Source organism: Streptomyces sp. NBC_01450 (genome assembly GCF_036227505.1).
GTDB lineage: Bacteria > Actinomycetota > Actinomycetes > Streptomycetales > Streptomycetaceae > Streptomyces.
Map to the genome: position 1 here is coordinate 744,067 of NZ_CP109480.1, position 20,275 is coordinate 764,341.

Here is a 20,275-nt window from a genome sequence, read left to right on the forward strand (position 1 = left end):
CCTCTGGCTCAGGGGATATCGAGGGGCGGCGACGCCGTGCCGACGGCCTCGCGCCAGGACGCGCCGGTGGCCACGGCCTGGCGCCAGCCGCGGATCGCCTTGGGTGGCATACCGATCGCCAGGGCTCCCACCAGACGGTCACCCGTGCGATAGGCGACGATGAACCGACGCGCGGCCAACTCACCCTCCACCACGGCGACTTCGTCATGGCCGCGCAGATGGCCGAACGCCTGCACCTTCATGTCGTACTGGTCCGACCAGAAGTACGGCACCGGCGCGAACGGCTTGCGCGCGTCCGGGTGGAGGAGGTTGCGGGCGGCGGCCATGCCCTGCTCGGCGGCGTTGGTCCGGTGCTCGATCCGCATCGACGTACCGAACAGCGGATTGTGCCAGCGGGCCACGTCCCCGGCCCCGTACACACCCGGCGCGGCGGCGCTGTACTCGTCGCACACCAGCCCGTCGGCCACCTTCAGACCGCCGCCCTCCAGCCACTCGGTGTTCGGCAGCGAACCGATCGCCACCAACACCTCGTCGGCCGCGACGAGTTCTCCGTCCGTGAGCCGAACTCCGGTGCCGGACACCTCGGCCACACCGACCCCGGTGCGCAGGTCCACACCGTGGTCCGGGTGAGCCTGCGACAGGACCCGCCCCACCTGCTCACCGACCGCGTGGGCCAGCGGAACCGGCGCCGGCTCAAGAAGCGTGACCTCCGTTCCCAGACCCCGCGCCACCGCGGCGGCCTCCGCGCCGAGGAACCCCGCGCCGACGACCACGAGTCGCCGCCCGGGCCCCAGCCGTTCCCTGAGGGCCAGCGCGTCGTCGAGGGTGCGCAGCACATGCGCGTCGCCCTCGCCGGGCAGCCTGCGCGGACGTACGCCGGTCGCCACGATCAGGCCGTCGTACGGCAGCCGCGTCCCGTCCGCCAGCAGCACCGCGCGTCCGGCCAGGTCGAGGCCGGTCGCGGCGCGTCCCAGACGCAGGTCCAGGTCGAGGGCGTCGAGATCGGCACGGGCGCGCAACGGCAGCCGCTCCGCGCTCCACTCACCGGAGAGGATCTGCTTGGACAACGGCGGGCGGTCATAGGGCGCATGGGCCTCCTCACCGACGAGGGTGAGCGTGCCGTCGTACCCCTCCCGGCGCAGCGTCTCGGCCGCCGCGAGCCCGGCGGCCGAGGCGCCGACGACCAGGATCCGCCTCACTTCTCGACCAGCCGGATCGCCGAGGCCGGGCAGATCGCGACAGCCTCGCGCACGCCGTCGAGCAACTCAGCCCCGGGCTGCTCCTCCAACAGGATCGCGACGCCGTCGTCCTCCCGCTGGTCGAACACCTCGGGAGAGGCCATCACACACTGCCCCGCCGCGACGCACTTCGGTTCGTCCAGTTCCACACGCATGATCTTTTCCTTTCGGTCGGTACAGGTCGGTCCAGGTCGGTGTGGGCTCACCGGTCGGGTGCGCGGTCGCAGCCGAAGTGGAGGAACTCGCGCTCGCTGTACGGCACTTCGAGCACTTCGGAGATCACCGACGACGACGCGGACAGCATGAACGCCGTCCGGGAGTCGCCGAGCAGGGTGCGCCGGTCGGTGTGGCGGGCGATGAGCCAAAGTGTGTTCTCGTCCCACATGCGAACGTTCGCGACCGGCTTCGCGTCACACGGCTCCGCCACCTCCGGGGCCGGCGCGCAGGGACGGCCGCCCGCCGCCCCGAGCATCGAGAACTCGGGGACCAGCTGGGCCGCGTCGCGCACAGCGCCTGCCTGGGGCTGAGCCATGTCACTCCTCGGTGGGGGCTCCGCCGAGACGGAGAGCGAAGAACGGCGGAAGGGCCAGTACGCTCATGCAACCGGAACGGACTGACACACTCCGGTCAGTTTCCTGACGGCAAGCTGACGTGACGCAGATCACCACATCGACCGGGTGCAGGGGGCGGCCGAATCCGGCCGGAGTCGCGTCCCGCGCCCGCGACACACCACCTCGCGAGGGGCTTCACTCGTGACGCGCGGGGTCGTGGCCGCCCGGCCGGGTGGGTTCAGCGGCCGAGCCAGTAGCCGAAACCCCTGCGGGTGTGGATCAGCACGGGGACTTCCCGGTCCACCTTGTGCCGCAGACGGGAGACGAGCTTCTCGATCGCGTTGTCGGCGCGGCCCTCGCCCCACACATGACGGCAGATCTGCTCCTTGGAGAGCACCCGCTCGGCGTTGACCAGCAGATGCCGCAGCAGCCGGTACTCCGCCGGGGTGAGGTCGATCTCCCGTCGGCCACGCCATGCCTGACAGGTGTCGTCGTGGAGTACCAGGTCTCCGTAGAACGGTCCTTCCCGTCCGGGACCGCGGTCGCGCAGCAGTACCTCGGCCCGCGCGAGGACCTCGGCGATCCGTAACGGCTTGGTGACGTAGTCCTCCCGGCCCGCACCGAGTTCGGGGACGAGTCTGCCCAGGGACTGATACGCGGTCAGGAAGAGCACCGGGGGGCGATCGGCGGGCGTGAAGCGGCTCCCGCGGGAGAGGCCCTGCAGGTCGGGCAGTGTCACGTCGAGGACGACCAGATCGAAGCGGTGCTCGACGAGACGCACCAGGGCTTCGGCGCCGGTGCGCACGGTGTTGACCCGATAGCCGGCCAACTCCATGGTCGTCGCCAGCAGTTCAGTGGTCTCGGCGTCCTCGACGACGACCAGGACGTGTCGTCCGTCGGGGTGAGCTCGATGCGCCGGGCCCGGCAGTCGCGTGGGCATACCCCCACGGTAGCACTGATTGCCTGACTCAAGTAAGTTCTGCGGACAGGCGTGTCAGACCACGATCACAGCACCCGACGGGAAACCCCCCGATGAACACCAGTTGGCAGCGGTTCGCCAAGGACCGTCCCCGCGTCGTGGACGCGTCGGTCGTCCTGCTGCTGTTCGCGGCCGCCGCGCTCGGCGGCACCTGGACCGGCACGGAACCCGCCGGCCGGCGGATCGCCTCGTGGCCCGGCGTGCTCCTGGCGGGCGTGGGTGCCCTCGCCCTGCTGTGGCACCACGCGTACCCCCGCACGGTGGTCGCGGTGACCGCGGCCGCCTCCAACGCCGCCGGCGCGCTGGGCCACCCGATCACCCCCCTGCTGCTGGCACCGCTCATGGCCGCGCTCTACTGGCTGGCCGTCCGCACCGACCGCAGGACCGCGCGCATCGGCCTCGCCTCCACCGCCGCGCTGCTGATCACCACCGCCCTGGTCTTCGACCCGTCGCACCACCATCCGCTGTCGCTCAAGACGGTCGGCCCCGCCTTCTGGGTACTGATACCCATCGCCTGGGGCACCGCCGCCCGGCTGCGGGCCGACTACCTGGAGGCCGTGCACGCCCGCGCGGAGATCGCCGAGCGGACCCGCGAGGAGGAGGCGCGGCACCGGGTGGCCGAGGAGCGCATGCGGATCGCCCGTGAACTGCACGACGTCGTCGCCCATCACCTCGCGCTGGCCAACGCGCAGGCCGGGACGGCCGCCCATCTCCAGCGCACCCACCCCCAGCAGGTACGGAAGATCCTCGACGACCTCTCCGGCACCACCGCCTCGGCGCTGCGCGAGCTCAGGGCCACCGTCGGCCTGCTGCGCCAGGCCGACGACCCCGACGCGCCGCTGGAGCCCTCCCCGGGCCTGGACCGGCTCCCGGACCTCACGGCCGCGTTCGCGACCGCGGGACTCAAGGTCGACGTCACCACCGAGGGCGAGGCACGCCCGCTGTCACCGGGAGTGGACCTGACCGCCTTCCGCATCGTTCAGGAGGCGCTCACCAACGTCACCAAGCACGCGGCCTCGGACACCGCACACGTACGGCTCGTCTACTCCCACCACCGGCTGACCATCACGGTCACCGACGAGGGAGCGACCACGGCGCCCGCCGCTCCGGCCCCGGGCCACGGTTTCGGTCTCATCGGCATGCGTGAGCGCGCCCTGTCCGTGGGCGGCCGGCTCAAGGCCGATCACCGGGCCGAGGGCGGCTTCGAGGTCTCCACGGATCTACCGCTGTAGAGAGACCGCCCCGCCCAGTTCTGTGATAACCCAGGAGGATGACCATCACTGACTGAGATGGACCGGGCATCGGGAGAGGACATGGATCTGCGACAGATGGAGGTCGTCGTCGCGGTGGCCGAGGAGGGCGGGTTCACCGCTGCGGCGCAGCGGCTGCACGTGGTGCAGTCCGCCGTTTCGAGCACCGTGCGCGCACTGGAGCGGGAGCTCGGGACCCCGCTGTTCGACCGCACCACGCACCGGGTGTCGCTGACCCCGGCGGGCGAGGCCTTCGTACCGGCCGCTCGGGCTACGTTGCGCTCCGCCGAGCAGGCGCGGTCGGTGGTCGACGCGGCGCGGGGGCAGCTGCGGGGGCGGGTGACGGTCGGCACGATGCAGGGGGTGTGGGCCGACCTGCACCGCCCGCTGGCCGCGCTGCGGGCGGAGCATCCGGGTGTGGTGGTGCGACTGCGGCAGGCGGCCGTGACCGACATCCGCCAGGCGCTGCGCGAGGGCACGGTGGATCTGGCCGTGGTCGCGCTCGACCGTCAGCAGCAGCGCGGGCTGGTGACCCGGCTGCTCGCCCGGGAGGAGATGGTGCTGGTGTCCGCGCCGGGGCGGACCCCCTCCGGGGCCGGGCCCGACGGGAGGGTCACGCTCGCCGAAGCGGCCCGGCTGCCGATGGTGGACTTCACGCCCGGCTGGGCGATCCGCCTCGCCGTCGACCGGGCGTTCCGTGCGGCCGCCGTCGAGCGCGAGTCCACCTTCGAGGTGAACGACATCGTGGCGGCGTCCGAACTCGTCCGCGCCGACCTGGGTGTCTGCGTCATGCCCACCTCGATCGCCGACCGCTTCCCCGACCTGGACACGCACCGGTTCGACCGGCACGCGCCGCACTGGAAGGTCATGGTGGTCCAGCCGCGCGGTGAGACGCCCCCGGCGGTCGCGGCTCTGCTGCGGCACATGACCTGACGGACCGCGGCGCGGGAGGCGGTGGAGGGCCGAAGTGGTTCATCTCTTTCAGAGATGACTGACATTTCAGATCATCGCCATGGCGGGGGAAGCACGGAGGCTCCTCCGGTGCTGAGGAAACCGTGCGAGCGACTACGAGGCCGCTCGACCACCACTCAGTGCTTCCCGAACCGCTCCACCGGTTCCCTTCCCGAGAAGGTGCCCGTGTCCAAGTCCCCCGTCCTCAAGTCACCCGGCCAGGCCGCCACCGCGCAGGCGGCGCACGGCGTGCCGGGCTGGCTGGTCGGCCTCTTCGCCGTCGCCTCCGGCTTGACGGTCGCCAACCTGTACTACGCCCAGCCCCTGCTGTCCTCGCTGCGCGACGTGTTCCACGTCGGCACGGCGACCGCCGGCGGGCTCATCACCCTCACCCAGGTCGGCTATGTCCTGGGCATGCTCTTCCTGGTCCCGCTCGGTGACCGGCTGGAGAAGCGCGGACTGATCAGCGTGCTCCTGACGGTCACCACACTCGCCCTGGTCGCCGCGGGTCTCGCCACCAGCTTCCCCATGCTGCTGATCGCCTCCCTGATCAGCGGAGGCACCTCGGTCGTCGCCCAGATCCTGGTCCCCTTCGCGGCGAGCCTCGCCCCCGACCACGCCCGTGGCCGGATCGTCGGACGGGTGATGAGCGGCCTGCTCACCGGCATCCTGCTCTCCCGCACTCTCAGCAGCCTGGTCTCCGACGTGGCCGGCTGGCGGGTGGTGTACCTCGGCTCCGCCGTCCTGATGGCCCTGCTCGCCCTGGCCCTGCGCGCGGCCCTGCCGCAGCACGCGCCGACCACGACCCTGCCGTACGCCCATGTCCTGCGCTCCACGCTCCAACTGGTGCGCCGTCACCCCACGTTGCTGCGCCGGGGCCTCTACCAGGCGGCGATGTTCGGTGCGTTCAGCGCGTTCTGGACCACCGTGTCGTACGTCCTGACGGGCCCTCACTTCCACTACTCCCCCATCGGTGTCGGCCTCTTCGCCCTCGTCGGGGCGGCCGGTGCGGCCGTCGCGCCCTTCGCCGGTCACTGGGCCGACCGTGGGCTCGTCCGTCCCCTGACCGGAATAGCCTTCGCGGTCGCGGCCCTGGCCTTCGCGCTCGCGGGCTTCGGTCAGTCCCACATCACCCTGATCGCCCTGGCCGCGATCCTCATCGACACCGCCGCGCAGACCACCATGATCCTCGGTCAGCACAGCATCTACCAGCTCGACCCGAACGCCCGCGCCCGCCTGAACAGCGCGTTCATCGCGATCTTCTTCGTCGGCGGCGCGCTCGGCTCCCAGCTCGGCTCGATCGCCTACCACGCCGCCGGGTGGACCGCGGTCACCGTCCTGGGCGCCGCCCTGCCGGTGCTGGCGCTGCTCCACTGGACGACGGAACGCCGTACGGCCTGATCAGCGGCCAGGGGAGCGGGTCATGAGCCCGCTTCCCCCCGCAGGAAGTCGCTCACCTGCCAGGCGAGGCTGTCCCTCGCCGAGTCGGAGCGGGCGCCGACGTCGACCGAACCCTCGTACAGGTCGATGCCGCCGACCCACAGGTAGCGGTCGGTCCACTCGTCGTCGACCTTCAGCTGGATCTGGATGTCCGCCCGGGACAGGGAGGCGTCCGGGCCGGCGGCGAAGAGGACCGCGGTGGCCCGGCGCAGGGGGTAGACGTCATAGCCCTCGATGAACTGGGAGTTGCGCCAGTCCAGGAAGGCGCTCTCACCGTCGGGGCCCACACGGATGTCGATCTGGCCGTCCTCGAGGTGGATGCCGAAGTGCTCGCCACCGCGGTTCTCGACGGTCACCCGGCACCGGAAGTAGGTGAGCCCTTCGGCGGCGTCGTCGCGTCCGCGCGGGGGCTCGGCCCGCTCCACCCCGTGGACGCGGACGCGCAGGCCGGCGTGCTCGTCGTACTCCTGCCAGTCCCCGACCACGTTCGGTTCGTGCACGGTCCACCTCTCCACCTCAGAGAGCTGTTTCCTATCTGTGCCCTCAACTGGGTGTCAAATGGGCGGAACGCACCGTGGCCAGCGTTTTTGCCCTCCTTGATCGGCGATCAAGCCGTGCCCAGCCAGAACCCGCGTCCCCGCCACCCGGGGGACATTTCCGCGCGTGCTGCACATCACGTTCTCAGGCGCCGCGGCGCAGCGTCCGCATCTGCTCGTCGAGGGGGCCGAGGCCGACGTCGTGGCGCCGCTCCTCGAGGGTCTCGGGCCGCCGGATCGGATACGGGCGGAAGGTCGCGGGGTCGACCCGGGTGCCGTAGAACTGGGGCTGGCCGAGTTCGACCGCGCAGTGATCGGCGATGTAGGCGTGATGCGGTCCGGGGCAGCGTCCGTCCGCGGTCGCCTGGGCGATCAGGTCGCGGCAGCGGAGCTGGAAGTCGAGGTCCGGGGCGTGCAGCAGGATCATCAGGGCCGCCGTCGAGGCGGGCGCGCCGACCAGGTCCGCGGTCGGCCAGCCGTGTCGGCGGACGATCGTCGCGAGGGCGTCGGCATTGGTCCTGCGGCATTCGACGAGACCGCGCCGGACCTGTGGAGTGGGGTTCGTCCGCGCCTGCCGCATCAGGTGCCGCTCCTCGTCGGCCCGGCGCGAGAGCTCACGGGCGAGCGCGACGGCGAGTGCCGGGAGAATCCGTGCGGACGCGGGATCCGGCCCCACCGGTGATTCGTCCGGTCCCACCGGGAGTCCGTCCGGGCCCACCGATGATCCTTCCGGGCCCACGGGTGATCCGTCCGGCTCCGGCCGCGCGCCGTCCGGTTCCGTCGGGGTGCCGGCCGCGAGGTGCCCCGGGAATCGCTTCATGGCATGCCCCGCAGCGCCGCCAGTGTGAACCAGACCTTCTTGCCCATGGTGCCGGGGTCGGGCGGTGCGACGCCCCAGTCCTCGGACAGTGCGGCCACGATGGCCAGTCCGCGTCCCGACTCCTCGGCGCCGCCCGTGTCGCGCGGTCGTGGCAGGGCGGACGAACGGTCGGCGACCGTCACGCGCAGCTCGTGCCCGATGTGCTCGAGGGTGACGGTGATGGTGTCGCGGGGGTCGGGACTTCCGTGTCTGACCGCGTTGGCGAACAGTTCGTCGGTCGCGAGGACGGCATCGTCGAGGCACTCGGAGGGCAGGCGCAGACGGGTGAGGTGTTCGGCGACCATGCCCCGCACGTCGGCCGCGCGTGAGGGATGGGCGGGGACGGTGGTCCGCGCCAGGCCGTGGTGCGTCATGGGCAGCGCGCCGGCGACGTGCTGCGGTGAGGGCGACGGCCCGCGGCGATGAGCCCTGGACGCCGTCATCGATCCTCCTTCATTGCAGCGCGGGTGGGGGATGTGCTCGATGGCTGCCCGTGCAGCCAACAGGGCATGGCCCCGCGTCGACCAGGGGGTATCGGGGTTGTCCGGTTGCAGGCACGTAGTGGTGTGGGATGTATGTTCGATCGGGTGAGGAACGTGAGCGGGAGCCCTACGCCGGTGCGCCCCGGCGATCCCACCGGGTGGTCGGGAGTGCGCGACAAGCGCGTCCTGGTCACCGGTGGAACGCGCGGGCTCGGCGAGCAGATCGTGCGGCTGCTTGTCGCCGAAGGGGCCCGGGTGGCCACCTGTGCGCGCGGCGCGCGTGACCTGACGGCGCTGGCGGCGTCGCTGGACTCCCCGCTGTTCACCCAGGCGCTCGACGTCACGGAGCCGGAGCGCCTGGAGGAGTTTGTCGCGGCCATGGCGAATCGTTTCGGCGGTCTTGACGGGGTGGTGGCCTGTGCGGGCGGTTCTCGCGGTGGCCGCTTCGAGGAGGCGGACGCCGAGGACTGGGCGGCGACGTGGGAGGTGAACGTCGGCCATGCCGCGCGCCTGGTCCGGGCCGCGGTGCCGCATCTGCGGGCGGCCGGTGGCGGATCGGTCGTGGTGATCTCGTCGATCTCCGGCTGGAAGCCCGGGCCGCCCGTCCAGTACGGGGTGGCGAAGTCCGCCCAGATCCAGTTGGCCGCCTCGCTCGCCCGTGAACTGGGGCCGGACGGAATCCGGGTGAACGCCGTCTCCCCCGGGTCGATGCTCATCCCGGGCAGGCGCTGGGACCGGATGCGCCGGGACGACCCCGAGGCGTACGCGGGATTCGTGGCGACGGAGCTTCCGAGCGGAGCGCCGGTCGCTCCGCAGGAGGTCGCCCGGGTGGTGGCGTTTCTGCTGTCCGACTGGTCGAGCGGTATCTCGGGAGCCCACCTCCCCGTCGACCGCGCCCAGAACGCGCCCTCGCCGGACGGTTATTGAGCGCACCATTCCTGTCTCAGGGCCCGTCTCTGTCTCAGGGCCCGTCTCTGTCTCAGGAACGCCTCCTGCCTCAGGGACCACGCCCGCTAAGTCGTCCACCGGACCGGCCGCCGCACTCCCCGTCATGCCGCCACCCCCAGCACCACACGCGACCTGCGCTCGAACTCCCGCACCATCGGTTCGTGGCGGCGAGGCTGCAGCCGGGTGCGGAAGTCCCGCAGGGCCTGGATCGACCGTTCGCTGTGCACGGTACTGAGGGTCTCCAGCGCTTCGGTGGCCGCGCCGACGGCCTCGTCGAGCCGGTCCTGCTGGAGATGCGCGGTCGCCAGGACCGAGCGGCTGATGGCCTGGCGTCTGCGCCGGTCGGCGTTCGCACTCAGCGACTCGCTCGCCGTACGTTCCGCCTGGGCGGCGAGCCCCAGGTCACGAAAGCACAGGGCGGCCTCCGCCTGCAGATAGTGGTGGTCGAGGTAGCGCACCCAGACGGATTCCTGGTCGGCGCCCCGGCTCATGTCCAGTTGCCCTTCCGCCAGGCGCAGCGCCTCCGAGGCCTCGCAGGAGTGCCCCTGGGCGGCATGCCCGCGTGCCGCCATGGCGTGCAGGCGCATCAGTCCGAGCGGGCTGCCCGCCCCTTTCGCGGTGGCGACGCCGGCCCGGGCCAGGGCCACCCCCTCGTCGGGACGGCCGAGGTTGGTGGCCAGATGGGAGAGTCCGGCCAGGATCTGACCGCCCAGCACCCGGTCACGCCCCTCGGCGCACAGGCGCAGCCCCTGGGTCATGTACCGCTGCGCGAGCCCGTACTCCCCCGCGTCGTACGAGCTCCAGCCGGCCATGGCGGCGAGGCGCGCGGCAGCCGCGTACAACTGCCGTTGCAGCTGCGGCGGGGTGCCGCGGCGCTGCAGCATGGGGACGACCTCGGTGGAGAGGTAGTGCACGATGCTCGTGCGCACACCGCCGCCGCCGTAGTGGTTGTCCATCTGGTCGAACATGGCGATCATCGCGTGCACCTGTTCGACGGGCCCGCCGCTCGCCACCACCGTCGGATGGAAGCCGTCCTGCTGCTCCAACAGCCACAGCAGCCAATCTCGTTGGGGGTTGGTCAGCGCGGTGGCGACGAAGGGCACCGCGCCGAGGAGACTGCGGCGGGAGATGTCGGTGGAGCCCAGTTCGGCCAGGGTGTGAAGGGTTTCCGCCACGTCTTCGCCATAGACGAGGGCCCGGCCCGCGACCGGGCGCTGTTGGTCGGCGTGGAAGCCGAGGTCCGCGGGCGACACGGCGCGGCTGAGCCGCTCGGACAGTACGGCGGCGATCAACTCCGGTGTGGTGCCCCGTGGTTGCTGGCCTTGGAGCCAGCGGGTGACCGACGCCTTGTCGTAGTTGGAGTCCACGCCCTGACGGCGGCCAAGTTCGTTGACCCTGAGGGCGAGGGAGGCATAGGAGCAGCCGGCTTCCTTGAGGGCGGCCGCCAGCGTCGAGTTGGCCCCGCCGGGGCCCTTGCCGGCGCTCCTTGATTGTCCGTCGGTCACGGTGGCCACCCAGGTCTCGCATCACGGTCCGTACGGGCTGCGCCGTACCTGCCGGTACATCAATTCCACGACGGCACGGCACGGTTGGACGTTTGTCGCCACTGACTGTGTGACAGGTCGCCCGATCACTATGGTCGCCGACAGGCTCAACACGCAACCAGCGTTCTGATAATTTCAGAACGATCCGCATCGCCCTGTCTCTGTCAACGACCGCGTGGCACACTGCACGCTGTGATACAGCCGTACCGGGAGGTAGGACGTGAGTGACAACCGCTCGAGCGGCAGCGCACCCACGGTCCTGCGGATGGTTCTCGGCAAGCGGCTGAGGCAGCTGAGGGAACGGGCGGGAGTGTCGTTCGAGGAGGCGGCACGGGCGATCGAGGTCACGCCGTTGACGGTCCGCCGGATCGAGAAGGCCGAGGTCGGCCTCCGGATCCCCTACGTGAAGGAGTTGCTGCACACCTACGGGGTACCGGCGACGGAGATCGACGACTTCCTCGCGCTGGCCCGGGAGGCCAATCAGCCGGGCTGGTGGTACAAGTACCGCGATGTGCTGCCCGAGTGGTTCAGCGCCTACGTGAGCCTGGAGAGCGAAGCCAGCGTCATCCGTCTCTACGAACCCCACTACGTTCCGGGCCTGTTGCAGACGAACGACTACGCCACCGCGCTCATGCGCGTGGGCTTCCCCAACGCGTCGCAGGAGGACGTCGCCCGCCGTGTCGCCCTGCGGACCAAGCGGCAGGACCTGCTCGCCAAGCCGGACGCGCCCGCCATCTGGGCCATCCTCGAGGAGACGGTGCTGCGCCGCCCGGTGGGCGGGGCCGAGGTGATGCGGGCCCAGATCGACCGGCTGCACGAGGTCCTGGACATGCCGAAGGTCAGGATCCAGGTCATGCGCTTCGGGGCGGGGGCACATCCCGGCGCCTTCGGCCCGTTCCACCATTTCCGCTTCGGCTTCTCCGAACTGCCCGACGTCATCTACACCGAAAGCCTCGCCGGCGCGGTCTATGTCGACCGGCCCGCCGACGTCGTCACCTATCTCGAAGTGCTGGACCGGATGTCCGTGCAGGCGGAACCGGTCGCTCGGACCAGGGCCATCCTGGGTGAACTGCGTAAGGAGTTGTGATCCATGGGAACCAAGGGCCCCATCTACAGCGGCATGCCGGCCGTCGACCTGGGCACCGAGGGCTGGGAGAAGCCCTGGAGCGGTACGAACGGCGGGAGTTGCGTCGAGGCCAAGCGGCTGCCCGACGGCAGTGTGGCCTTCCGCCAGTCCAAGGACCCGGACGGGCCCGCGCTGGTCTACACCCGGGACGAGATGATCTCGTTCCTCGAAGGCGCCAAGTCGGGCCAGGCCGACTTCCTCGTCGCCTGAGGCGCTACAGCACCGCCGGAGCCGCACCACTACGCCCGCACAACCGGACAACCCGCACGCCCACTCCCGCCGTGCGGGTTGTCCGTTCACACTGAGGGCGTCGGTCGTCCCGGAGGGAGCGGTATGCGCACCGGACCCTGTCGCGAGGTGCGAGGGTGATCCTCGAGCAGGCCCTCAGCCAGTGCCGGACCCTGGTCGTCGACGGTCCCGACGGAATCGGCAGAGGCGTTCTGATCGCCGAGCTGGCCCGGCACGGATTCCTGGTCCGGCTCTGCCGCGGGCCCCTCCACCATGTGGACCCCACCCAGCCTTACCGCGAACTCCTCGCCGCGCCGGGCCGGTTGGCCGTCGACGGCAGTCTCGTCCACGAATTGGTCTACGGACCGCTGCGCCGCGGACGCTCCCGGGTGACCTGGATCCAGGCCCTGGACTTCGCCGAAGCGGTGGCGGAACGCGACGGGGCCCTCGTCCACGTGACCGGCGAGGCGGACGACACCGAGGCGGTCGACGCGTACGAGCGAGCGCTGCGCACCCTTGCCCAACACGTCCCCGTGGTGACCGTGGACGCCGAGGCCCTCGGCCACCCCATTCGTGGCCCCGCCCGCACCGATCCTCAACTCGGCGATTATCAAAAGCAGTTGACGGTAGGTTACTGACAGACCGCGTGACGGAGGCAGGAGACATCCCATGGCAGACGGCCGGCCCAACCCCGACCAAGAGGCGTTGTCCAAGATCGACACCACGGTGCCGCACTCGGCCCGCATCTGGAACTACTGGATGGGCGGGAAGGACAACTACGAGGTCGACCGGATCGCGGGCGACGCCTACCGTGAGGTCGCGCCGAACATCGAGACGATGGCCCGGGCCTCCCGCGAGTACCTGATCCGGACCGTGACCTTCGTGGCCGGTGAGCTCGGTATCCGCCAGTTCCTGGACATCGGCACCGGCCTGCCCTCGTACGACAACACCCACCAGGTCGCCCAGCGGGTGGCGCCCGAGTCGCGCATCGTCTACGTGGACAACGACCCCCTGGTGCTGCGCCACGCGCAGGCGCTGCTGACCAGCACCCCCGAGGGTGTCACCAACTACATCGACGCGGATCTGCACGAGCCCGAGAAGATCGTCGAGGCCGCGAGCCGGATCCTGGACTTCGACCGGCCCGTCGCCCTGATGCTCATGGGCATCCTCGGTCACATCCAGGACTACGAGGAGGCCAAGTCGATCGTCCGCACCCTCCAGGCCGCCCTGCCCTCCGGCAGCTACTTCGTGCACTACGACAGCACCGACACCGACGCCGCGCTCAAGCAGGCGCAGCAGGGCTACGACGACACCGGCGCCGTCCCGTACGTTCTGCGCAGCCCGGAACAGATCACCGCGTACTACGAGGGCCTGGAGCTGATCGAACCCGGCATCGTCTCCTGCCCCCTGTGGCGCCCCGCGCCCGGCACGACACCGGAGCCCACCGACGTGCACGGCGGGGTGGCGCTCAAGCCGTGATCAGGTGCGCGGCGCCGGTTCGATGTTCTGGTTGAGGCGGAACAGGTTGTCCGGGTCACGGTCAGCCTTGACCCGGGCCAGGCGGGCGTAGTTGTCGCGGTAGCTGGCCCGTACGCGCTCCTGGCCCTCGTCCATCATCATGTTCACGTACGCCCCGCCCGCGGAGTACGGGTGCAGCGCGTCGGAGTAGTCCACGCTCCAGCGCTTGACGCGCTCGGCGCCGGCCGGATCGGAGTCCACGCCCGCGTACACGGTCGCCCAGTGCGCGTTCCGGTAGCTCCACGCGGTGTCCGCCGGTGCGACGTCGTGGACGGCGCCGTCGATCGGGTACAGGTGCATCGTCGATTTCCAGGTCGGCGGTTGGGCGCCGTACCCGAGGTGCGACGCGACCGCCTCGTCGGGGATCTCGTCGACGAAGTCCGCGCGCCAGTACCACTGGTCGCCGGGCGGGTAGATCCCGTCGAACGCGGACTGGAGCGCGGGGAACGGCATCGGCGCCGCCCCGCGCAGCAGCGGCTCGGGCACGGCGTCGAAGAGGGGTGCCATCTCCGCGGCCGCCGCCTCGGCATCGTCCCCGACGCGGCACCAGATGACCCCGCAGACCTTGCGCAGATGGATCTCCTCGGGGAACGGCGGGCCGGGCGGAACGGAGCCGAACATGAAGAAGCCGTTCAGCTCTCGGGGGGCGTTCGGGAGGAAGTCGCGGTAGACGGTGAGGACTTCGGCACCGAGTTCGACGGGCCAGAAGGTCGGGCCCGCTACGACGGTGCTGACCTCGTGCAGCCGGAACAGGAACGAGGTGACGACTCCGAAGTTGCCGCCGCCCCCGCGGATCGCCCAGTACAGGTCGGGGTTCTCCGCGTCGCTCGCACGCACGTGCTCCCCGCTCGCCAGGACGAGGTCGGCCGCCAGGAGATTGTCGACGGTCAGCCCGTACTTACGGGTGAGATGCCCGATGCCGCCGCCCAGGGTGAGGCCGCCGACTCCCGTCGTGGAGATGATGCCGGCGGGAGTGGCCAGGCCGTGCTGGTGGGTGGCACGGTCGACCTCGCCCCACACGCAGCCGCCCCCGACCCGTACCGTGCGGGCCTCCGGGTCGACCTCGATGTCCTTGAGGGGTGAGAGGTCGAGGACCACACCGTCGTCGCAGACCCCCAGACCCGCGCCGTGATGGCCCCCGCCCCGCACGGCGAGCGCGAGCCCGTGGTCGCGGGCGAAGCCGACGACGTACGACACGTCCTCGGCGCTGGTGCACCTCGCCACCAGGGCGGGCCGCCGGTCGATCATCGCGTTGTAGACGGTACGGGCCTCGTCGTACCCGGAGTCACCGGGTCCTATCAACTGCCCCTTGAATCCCGTTAGTTCCTGTCGCGCTGCCTGTGCCGGTGTGATGGACATGCCCCTCCCCCTGTCTGGGGGCCGGTTCCAGGGCGCCCGTGCCCTGGGCCTTTGGCTCCAGTCTCCCTCCGATGGATCGGACGCGCCTGTTCTGCTCCGGTTCCCGACGGCGCCGTACCGGCCGAACTCGCCGAGCGTGCGCTCGCTTCACCGGATCGCACCGGTGCCGGCCGCCGGGTCCCAAGGATCGTGGACCCGGTAGCCGTAGGGCGAAGTCGGCGCCTTCGCCGTCGCATGCCGCACCCGGGGCGGGCAGGGGCGCCCGGTCCGGGTACGCACGCGATCACGTCACGGCGATCACGGCCTCCGTGTCGTGCGGGGACCCCGCGAACGCCGGTTCCGGCAGCACCACCTGAGGCGGCGTCCGGCGCGCCTCCCGCAGGCTGGGCACGGGCCCGGTCGGGACCAGCGGAGCGCGCTCGGCGGCGCGGGCCCGCCAGGAGAACCAGATGATCTTGCCGCCGGCGCCGGTGGCACAGCAGCCCCAGCCGTCGCTGAGGGCGGCGATCTGCGCCAGGCAACCCTGGGGAGCGTTGTGCGGGCGCAGATCCTGGTCGTTGTCGGAGACGGCGGTGATGAGGTGCGAACCGTTCCACCACATCTCGATGGTGGTGTTCTTGTCCATCGCGTGCCGGTCGATCGTATGCAGCAGCGCTTCCGCACAGTGGCATACGGAATCGACGAGCGTCTCCAGGTTCCAGTACCGGAGATGGGCCCCCAAAATGCGCTTGACCTGGCCAACCCGCTCCGGGCTGACCTCCACGTCGAGGTGGTAGTAACAGGGCACTGCAGGTTTCATCTTCGTTGGCTCCTCACGGCGAAGCTCTCGCCTCTCCTCGCCCTTCGCGGACCGAGCCCCGAACACGAAGCGTGAGCGCTGGTCGCTTCTGAGTCAGTCCCAGAGTGCGAGTGCTACTCCGTTCGTGCAACACGAGAAGGGTCCCAATATGGTTGAAGAGCCAACAAGACGCTGGGTGCCCGCGCAGGCACCATGAGTGAGGGCACCGCCCTCCGTAGTGGGTCGGTGCCCTTCCGTGCACGGCCGTCCGGCAGCAGCCGGGGGTCCCGTGCGCAGTCGACGGAGTGGGAAGGTGACCGGCGCATGCTGCTGCCTGCCAAAGCCGAGGTCGCCAGGCATCTGGAGCGATACCGGGCCTGGGAACGCCTGTTGCTCGTGGCCCCCACCGACCACGCGGTGCGGGGCAACTTCGAGAACACGGGGTACACCCTGTGCGTGCTGATGGGTAAGCGCTGTGCGCGGGAGGCGGTGGAAGCCGCCGAGCACTATCTGCGGGGCGAGGCACCGGTTTCCGCGCTGTCACCGGTGGCGGTCGCGCACGGCGCGCGGGGCTCTCAACTCTCCCAGGGCACTCAGGCGCAGGGAGTGGGGCGAGCGGTCGGCAGATGTCCCTGAGACGGACCGTGGGTCGGAAATTTTCGGCACAGCTCTGAACCGAGGTGGCAGGGCGCGAGGACGGCGGAGGCGAAACATGGAGGCACATACGGCGGGCGGCCATGACCCGATCGGCCGCATCCCGATCGTGGACGTCCTGCCGGTCGTCGAATGCGGCCGGCGCCCCGCGAAGGCGGCCGTCGGGGAGACCTTCGAGGTCACCGCCACCGTCTTCGGCGAGGGCCGCGATGTGCTCGGCGCCGAGGTCGTCCTGTGCGATCCGAGCGGCCGGCCCGGCCCGCGGGCCCCGATGCGTGAACTCGACCTGGGCACCGACCGCTGGGGCGCCGAGGTCACACCGGATGCCGTGGGCCGGTGGACGTATCTGGTGGAGGCCTGGAGCGATCCCGTGGCCGCCTGGCGTCACGCCGCCGGCATCAAGGTCCCGGCCGGGATCGACGCCGGACTGGTCCTGGAGGAGGGCGCCGCGCTGTACGAGCGGGCCGCGGCCGCGGTGCCCGACCCGGCCGCCCGAGCGGTCGTACGCGCCGCGGCGAACGCCCTGCGTGACGGCTCCCGGCGGCCCACGGCCCGTCTCACCGCCGCGCTGGCCCCGGAAGTGACCGCCACTCTCGCCGAACACCCGCTGCGCGAACGGGTCTCCCGCTCGCTGCCGATGCCCCTGCTCGTGGAAAGGGAGCGGGCGTTGTACGGCGCCTGGTACGAGTTCTTCCCACGCTCGGAGAGCGGACAGCTGGACCCGTCGGTGCACGGCACGTTCCGCAGCGCCGCCGAACGGCTGCCCGCCGTCGCCGAGATGGGCTTCGACGTCGTGTACCTCCCGCCGATCCACCCCATCGGAACCACCTTCCGCAAGGGCCCCGACAACAGCCTGTCGGCGAGCCGTCGGGATGTCGGCGTGCCCTGGGCGATCGGCTCCGCCGAGGGCGGGCACGACGCGATCCATCCCGATCTCGGCACGATCGACGACTTCGACGCGTTCGTACGCCGGGCGGCGGAACTGCGGCTCGAAGTCGCTCTCGACTTCGCGCTCCAGTGTTCCCCGGACCACCCGTGGGTGGAGAAGCACCCCGAGTGGTTCCACCACCGGGCGGACGGGTCGATCGCGTACGCGGAGAATCCGCCGAAGAAGTACCAGGACATCTATCCGATCGCCTTCGACCAGGACATGCCGGGGCTGGTCCAGGAGACGCTGCGGGTGCTGCGGTACTGGATGGACCACGGCGTACGGATCTTCCGCGTCGACAACCCGCACACCAAGCCGGTGGTCTTCTGGGAGCGGGTCATCGCGGACATCAACCGCACCGATCCGAACGTGATCTTCCTGGCCGAGGCGTTCACCCGGCCCGCGATCATGCACAGGCTCGCGGCCGTCGGCTTCCAGCAGTCGTACACGTACTTCACCTGGCGCAACACCAAGCAGGAGCTGACCGACTACCTGACCGAACTGTCGTGCGGGACGGCCGCCTTCATGCGGCCCAACTTCTTCGTGAACACCCCGGACATCCTGCCGGGCTATCTCCAGCGGGGCGGTCGGCCCGCCTTCGAAGTGCGAGCCGTGCTCGCCGCCACCCTCTCGCCGTCGTGGGGGCTCTACGCCGGCTACGAGCTGTGCGAGAACGATCCGGTCGGACCCGCCAGCGAGGAGTACCGGAACTCCGAGAAGTACGAACTGCGTCCACGTGACTGGGAGTCGGCCGCGCGCGAGGGCAGTACGATCGCGCCACTGATCACGGAGCTGAACCGGATCAGACGGTCCCACAAGGCCCTGCACGCACTGCGTAACCTGCACTTCCACCAGACCGACAACGAGGCCCTGATCGCCTACAGCAAGCGCTCGGGCGACGACATGGTCGTGGTGGTGGTCAACCTCGATCCCCACCACACCCAGGAGGCGACGGTCTCGTTGGACATGCCGCAGCTCGGCCTGGACTGGCACGAGTCCGTGCCGGTGCGCGACGAGCTCACCGGCGAGACCTACCGCTGGGGCAGGGCCGACTTCGTGCGACTGGGGCCGGGCGGTGCGCATGTGCTCGCCGTCGACACCTCACAGCGGATCGGAGGGTCACCCACCACATGATCGTCAACGAGCCCGTCCCGGACACCTTCGAGGACACTCCGGCCAAGGACCGCGACCCCGAATGGTTCAAACGCGCCGTCTTCTACGAGGTCCTGGTCCGCTCCTTCCAGGACAGCAACGGCGACGGAGTCGGCGACCTCAAGGGCCTCACCGCGAAACTCGACTACCTGCAATGGCTGGGCATCGACTGCCTGTGGCTGCCCCCGTTCTTCAAATCCCCCCTGCGCGACGGCGGCTACGACGTCTCCGACTACACCGCCGTCCTGCCCGAGTTCGGTGACCTCGCCGACTTCGTCGAATTCGTCGACGCCGCCCACCAGCGCGGCATGCGCGTCATCATCGACTTCGTCATGAACCACACCAGCGACCAGCACCCGTGGTTCCAGGAGTCGAGGACCAACCCCGACGGGCCCTACGGCGACTACTACGTCTGGGCCGACGACGACAAACAGTACGAGGACGCCCGGATCATCTTCGTCGACACCGAGGCCTCCAACTGGACCTTCGACCCGGTCCGCAAGCAGTACTTCTGGCACCGTTTCTTCTCCCACCAGCCCGACCTCAACTACGAGAACCCGGCCGTCCAGGAGGAGATCCTCGCGGCCCTCCGCTTCTGGCTGGACCTCGGAATCGACGGGTTCCGTCTCGACGCGGTGCCGTACCTCTACCAGGTCGAGGGCACCGACTGCGAAAACCTCCCCGCCACACACGCGTTCCTGCGGAGAGTGCGCAAGGAGATCGACTCCCTGTATCCGGACACGGTGCTGCTGGCGGAGGCGAACCAGTGGCCCGAGGACGTCGTCGACTACTTCGGCGACTTCCCCTCGGGCGGCGACGAGTGCCACATGGCGTTCCACTTCCCCGTCATGCCGAGGATCTTCATGGCGGTGCGCAGGGAGTCCCGGTACCCGGTGTCGGAAATCCTGGCGAAGACCCCGGCGATCCCGTCCAGCTGCCAGTGGGGCATCTTCCTGCGCAACCACGACGAGCTGACCCTCGAAATGGTCACCGACGAGGAACGCGACTACATGTACGCGGAGTACGCCAAGGACCCGCGTATGCGCGCCAACATCGGGATCAGGCGGCGGCTCGCGCCACTGCTCGACAACGACCGCAACCAGATCGAGCTGTTCACCGCCCTGCTGCTGTCACTGCCCGGCTCGCCGATCCTCTACTACGGCGACGAGATCGGGATGGGCGACAACATCTGGCTCGGCGACCGCGACGCGGTGCGCACCCCGATGCAGTGGACACCCGACCGCAACGCCGGCTTCTCCTCCTCCGACCCCGGCCGGCTCTTCCTGCCCACCATCATGGACCCGGTCTACGGCTACCAGGTGACCAACGTCGAGGCCTCGATGTCCTCACCCTCGTCACTGCTGCACTGGACCCGCCGCATGATCGAGATCCGCAAACAGAACAAGGCCTTCGGCCTCGGCTCCTACACCGAGCTCCAGTCCTCGAACCCGGCGGTCATCGCGTTCCTGCGCGAGGCCCCCTCGACCGAGGACAAAGAGGACGACCTCGTGCTCTGCGTGCACAACTTCTCCCGCTTCGCCCAGCCCACCGAACTGGACCTGCGGGCCTTCAACGGCCGCCACCCGGTCGAACTCATCGGCGGAGTCCGCTTCCCGGCCATCGGCGAACTCCCCTACCTGCTCACCCTCGCAGGTCACGGCTTCTACTGGTTCCGGCTGCGACGCGCGATCGCCCCCGGCACCGCCAAGCGACTCTGACCGCACCTGATCGCGCTTGATCGTGTGCCCGAAGAT

General features: G+C 70.3%; 21 protein-coding genes. 11 read left to right on the plus strand and 10 right to left on the minus strand.

All coding sequences use genetic code 11. The features are described from left to right. Positions 1-8 precede the first annotated feature (8 nt). The 4 genes from OG568_RS03450 to OG568_RS03465 form a co-directional block, all read right to left on the minus strand. Complete coding sequence (locus OG568_RS03450) at positions 9-1,199, minus strand: NAD(P)/FAD-dependent oxidoreductase (RefSeq protein WP_329530213.1); 1,191 nt, start codon at positions 1,197-1,199, stop codon at positions 9-11. Then, a complete protein-coding gene (locus tag OG568_RS03455; protein WP_329530214.1) occupies positions 1,196-1,393 on the minus strand; it encodes a ferredoxin in 198 nt (65 codons plus the stop codon). The genes OG568_RS03450 and OG568_RS03455 overlap by 4 nt, the downstream gene beginning before the upstream one ends. Before the next feature lie 47 nt (positions 1,394-1,440). After that, positions 1,441-1,770, minus strand: coding sequence for a hypothetical protein (locus tag OG568_RS03460; protein ID WP_329530215.1), 330 nt, complete (start codon positions 1,768-1,770; stop codon positions 1,441-1,443). Positions 1,771-2,027: 257 nt separating this feature from the next. Continuing rightward, positions 2,028-2,729, minus strand: coding sequence for a response regulator transcription factor (locus OG568_RS03465; protein ID WP_329530216.1), 702 nt, complete (start codon positions 2,727-2,729; stop codon positions 2,028-2,030). Between the two features lie 92 nt (positions 2,730-2,821). Here OG568_RS03465 and OG568_RS03470 point away from each other — a divergent pair, with 92 nt between their 5' ends. The 3 genes from OG568_RS03470 to OG568_RS03480 all read left to right on the plus strand — a co-directional run bounded on the left by OG568_RS03470 (position 2,822) and on the right by OG568_RS03480 (position 6,370). Next, positions 2,822-4,000: a sensor histidine kinase gene (locus OG568_RS03470; RefSeq protein WP_329530217.1), complete on the plus strand. Its 1,179-nt coding sequence runs from the start codon at positions 2,822-2,824 to the stop codon at positions 3,998-4,000. A gap of 81 nt (positions 4,001-4,081) precedes the next feature. Next, positions 4,082-4,951, plus strand: a complete 870-nt coding sequence (locus tag OG568_RS03475; RefSeq protein WP_329530218.1) for a LysR family transcriptional regulator — start codon at positions 4,082-4,084, stop codon at positions 4,949-4,951. 267 nt (positions 4,952-5,218) lie between these two features. Further along, complete coding sequence (locus OG568_RS03480) at positions 5,219-6,370, plus strand: MFS transporter (RefSeq protein ID WP_329536248.1); 1,152 nt, start codon at positions 5,219-5,221, stop codon at positions 6,368-6,370. A gap of 20 nt (positions 6,371-6,390) precedes the next feature. Here OG568_RS03480 and OG568_RS03485 read toward each other — a convergent pair whose 3' ends face one another. The 3 genes from OG568_RS03485 to OG568_RS03495 all read right to left on the minus strand — a co-directional run bounded on the left by OG568_RS03485 (position 6,391) and on the right by OG568_RS03495 (position 8,247). Then, positions 6,391-6,909: a hypothetical protein gene (locus tag OG568_RS03485; protein ID WP_266589486.1), complete on the minus strand. Its 519-nt coding sequence runs from the start codon at positions 6,907-6,909 to the stop codon at positions 6,391-6,393. 181 nt (positions 6,910-7,090) lie between these two features. After that, positions 7,091-7,765, minus strand: coding sequence for a DUF6624 domain-containing protein (locus tag OG568_RS03490; RefSeq protein WP_329530219.1), 675 nt, complete (start codon positions 7,763-7,765; stop codon positions 7,091-7,093). Beyond that, complete coding sequence (locus OG568_RS03495; protein WP_329530220.1) at positions 7,762-8,247, minus strand: ATP-binding protein; 486 nt, start codon at positions 8,245-8,247, stop codon at positions 7,762-7,764. Before OG568_RS03495 ends, OG568_RS03490 begins: the two co-directional genes overlap by 4 nt. 153 nt (positions 8,248-8,400) lie before the next feature. Between OG568_RS03495 and OG568_RS03500 the strand changes: the two genes are divergently transcribed. Continuing rightward, a complete protein-coding gene (locus OG568_RS03500) occupies positions 8,401-9,213 on the plus strand; it encodes an SDR family NAD(P)-dependent oxidoreductase (protein ID WP_266633277.1) in 813 nt (270 codons plus the stop codon). A 122-nt stretch (positions 9,214-9,335) separates the two neighbouring features. Here the strand turns inward: OG568_RS03500 and OG568_RS03505 are convergent, their stop codons facing one another. Beyond that, the gene (locus OG568_RS03505) at positions 9,336-10,748 is read right to left on the minus strand and encodes a hypothetical protein (protein WP_329530221.1); all 1,413 of its coding nucleotides are present in this window, start codon (positions 10,746-10,748) and stop codon (positions 9,336-9,338) included. 295 nt (positions 10,749-11,043) lie between these two features. Here OG568_RS03505 and OG568_RS03510 point away from each other — a divergent pair, with 295 nt between their 5' ends. From OG568_RS03510 to OG568_RS03525, 4 genes are all read left to right on the plus strand, one after another. Continuing rightward, the gene (locus OG568_RS03510; RefSeq protein ID WP_443077844.1) at positions 11,044-11,865 is read left to right on the plus strand and encodes a helix-turn-helix domain-containing protein; all 822 of its coding nucleotides are present in this window, start codon (positions 11,044-11,046) and stop codon (positions 11,863-11,865) included. A gap of 3 nt (positions 11,866-11,868) precedes the next feature. Further along, positions 11,869-12,114 (plus strand): DUF397 domain-containing protein, encoded by a 246-nt coding sequence (locus OG568_RS03515; RefSeq protein WP_329530223.1) that lies wholly within the window; start codon positions 11,869-11,871, stop codon positions 12,112-12,114. Positions 12,115-12,269: 155 nt separating this feature from the next. Further along, a complete protein-coding gene (locus OG568_RS03520; protein ID WP_329530224.1) occupies positions 12,270-12,770 on the plus strand; it encodes a hypothetical protein in 501 nt (166 codons plus the stop codon). Positions 12,771-12,801: 31 nt separating this feature from the next. Further along, a complete protein-coding gene (locus OG568_RS03525) occupies positions 12,802-13,611 on the plus strand; it encodes an SAM-dependent methyltransferase (RefSeq protein ID WP_266424678.1) in 810 nt (269 codons plus the stop codon). On the opposite strand, the gene OG568_RS03530 is transcribed toward OG568_RS03525, so the two are convergent. Both OG568_RS03530 and OG568_RS03535 read right to left on the minus strand, forming a co-directional pair. Beyond that, positions 13,612-15,009 carry an FAD-binding oxidoreductase gene (locus OG568_RS03530; protein ID WP_329530225.1) on the minus strand — a complete coding sequence of 466 codons (1,398 nt, stop codon included), beginning with the start codon at positions 15,007-15,009 and terminating at the stop codon, positions 13,612-13,614. A gap of 283 nt (positions 15,010-15,292) precedes the next feature. Beyond that, positions 15,293-15,808 carry a pep a2 gene (locus OG568_RS03535; RefSeq protein WP_329530226.1) on the minus strand — a complete coding sequence of 172 codons (516 nt, stop codon included), beginning with the start codon at positions 15,806-15,808 and terminating at the stop codon, positions 15,293-15,295. 303 nt (positions 15,809-16,111) lie between these two features. Here OG568_RS03535 and OG568_RS03540 point away from each other — a divergent pair, with 303 nt between their 5' ends. The 3 genes from OG568_RS03540 (at position 16,112) to treS (ending at position 20,239) form a co-directional block, all read left to right on the plus strand. Then, on the plus strand, positions 16,112-16,423 hold the full coding sequence (locus tag OG568_RS03540) for a DUF5133 domain-containing protein (protein WP_266633263.1): 312 nt from the start codon (positions 16,112-16,114) through the stop codon (positions 16,421-16,423). A 76-nt stretch (positions 16,424-16,499) separates the two neighbouring features. Continuing rightward, positions 16,500-18,503, plus strand: a complete 2,004-nt coding sequence (locus OG568_RS03545; protein ID WP_329530227.1) for an alpha-1,4-glucan--maltose-1-phosphate maltosyltransferase — start codon at positions 16,500-16,502, stop codon at positions 18,501-18,503. After that, positions 18,500-20,239, plus strand: coding sequence for a maltose alpha-D-glucosyltransferase (treS, locus tag OG568_RS03550; protein WP_329530228.1), 1,740 nt, complete (start codon positions 18,500-18,502; stop codon positions 20,237-20,239). The genes OG568_RS03545 and treS overlap by 4 nt, the downstream gene beginning before the upstream one ends. Positions 20,240-20,275: the final 36 nt, after the last annotated feature.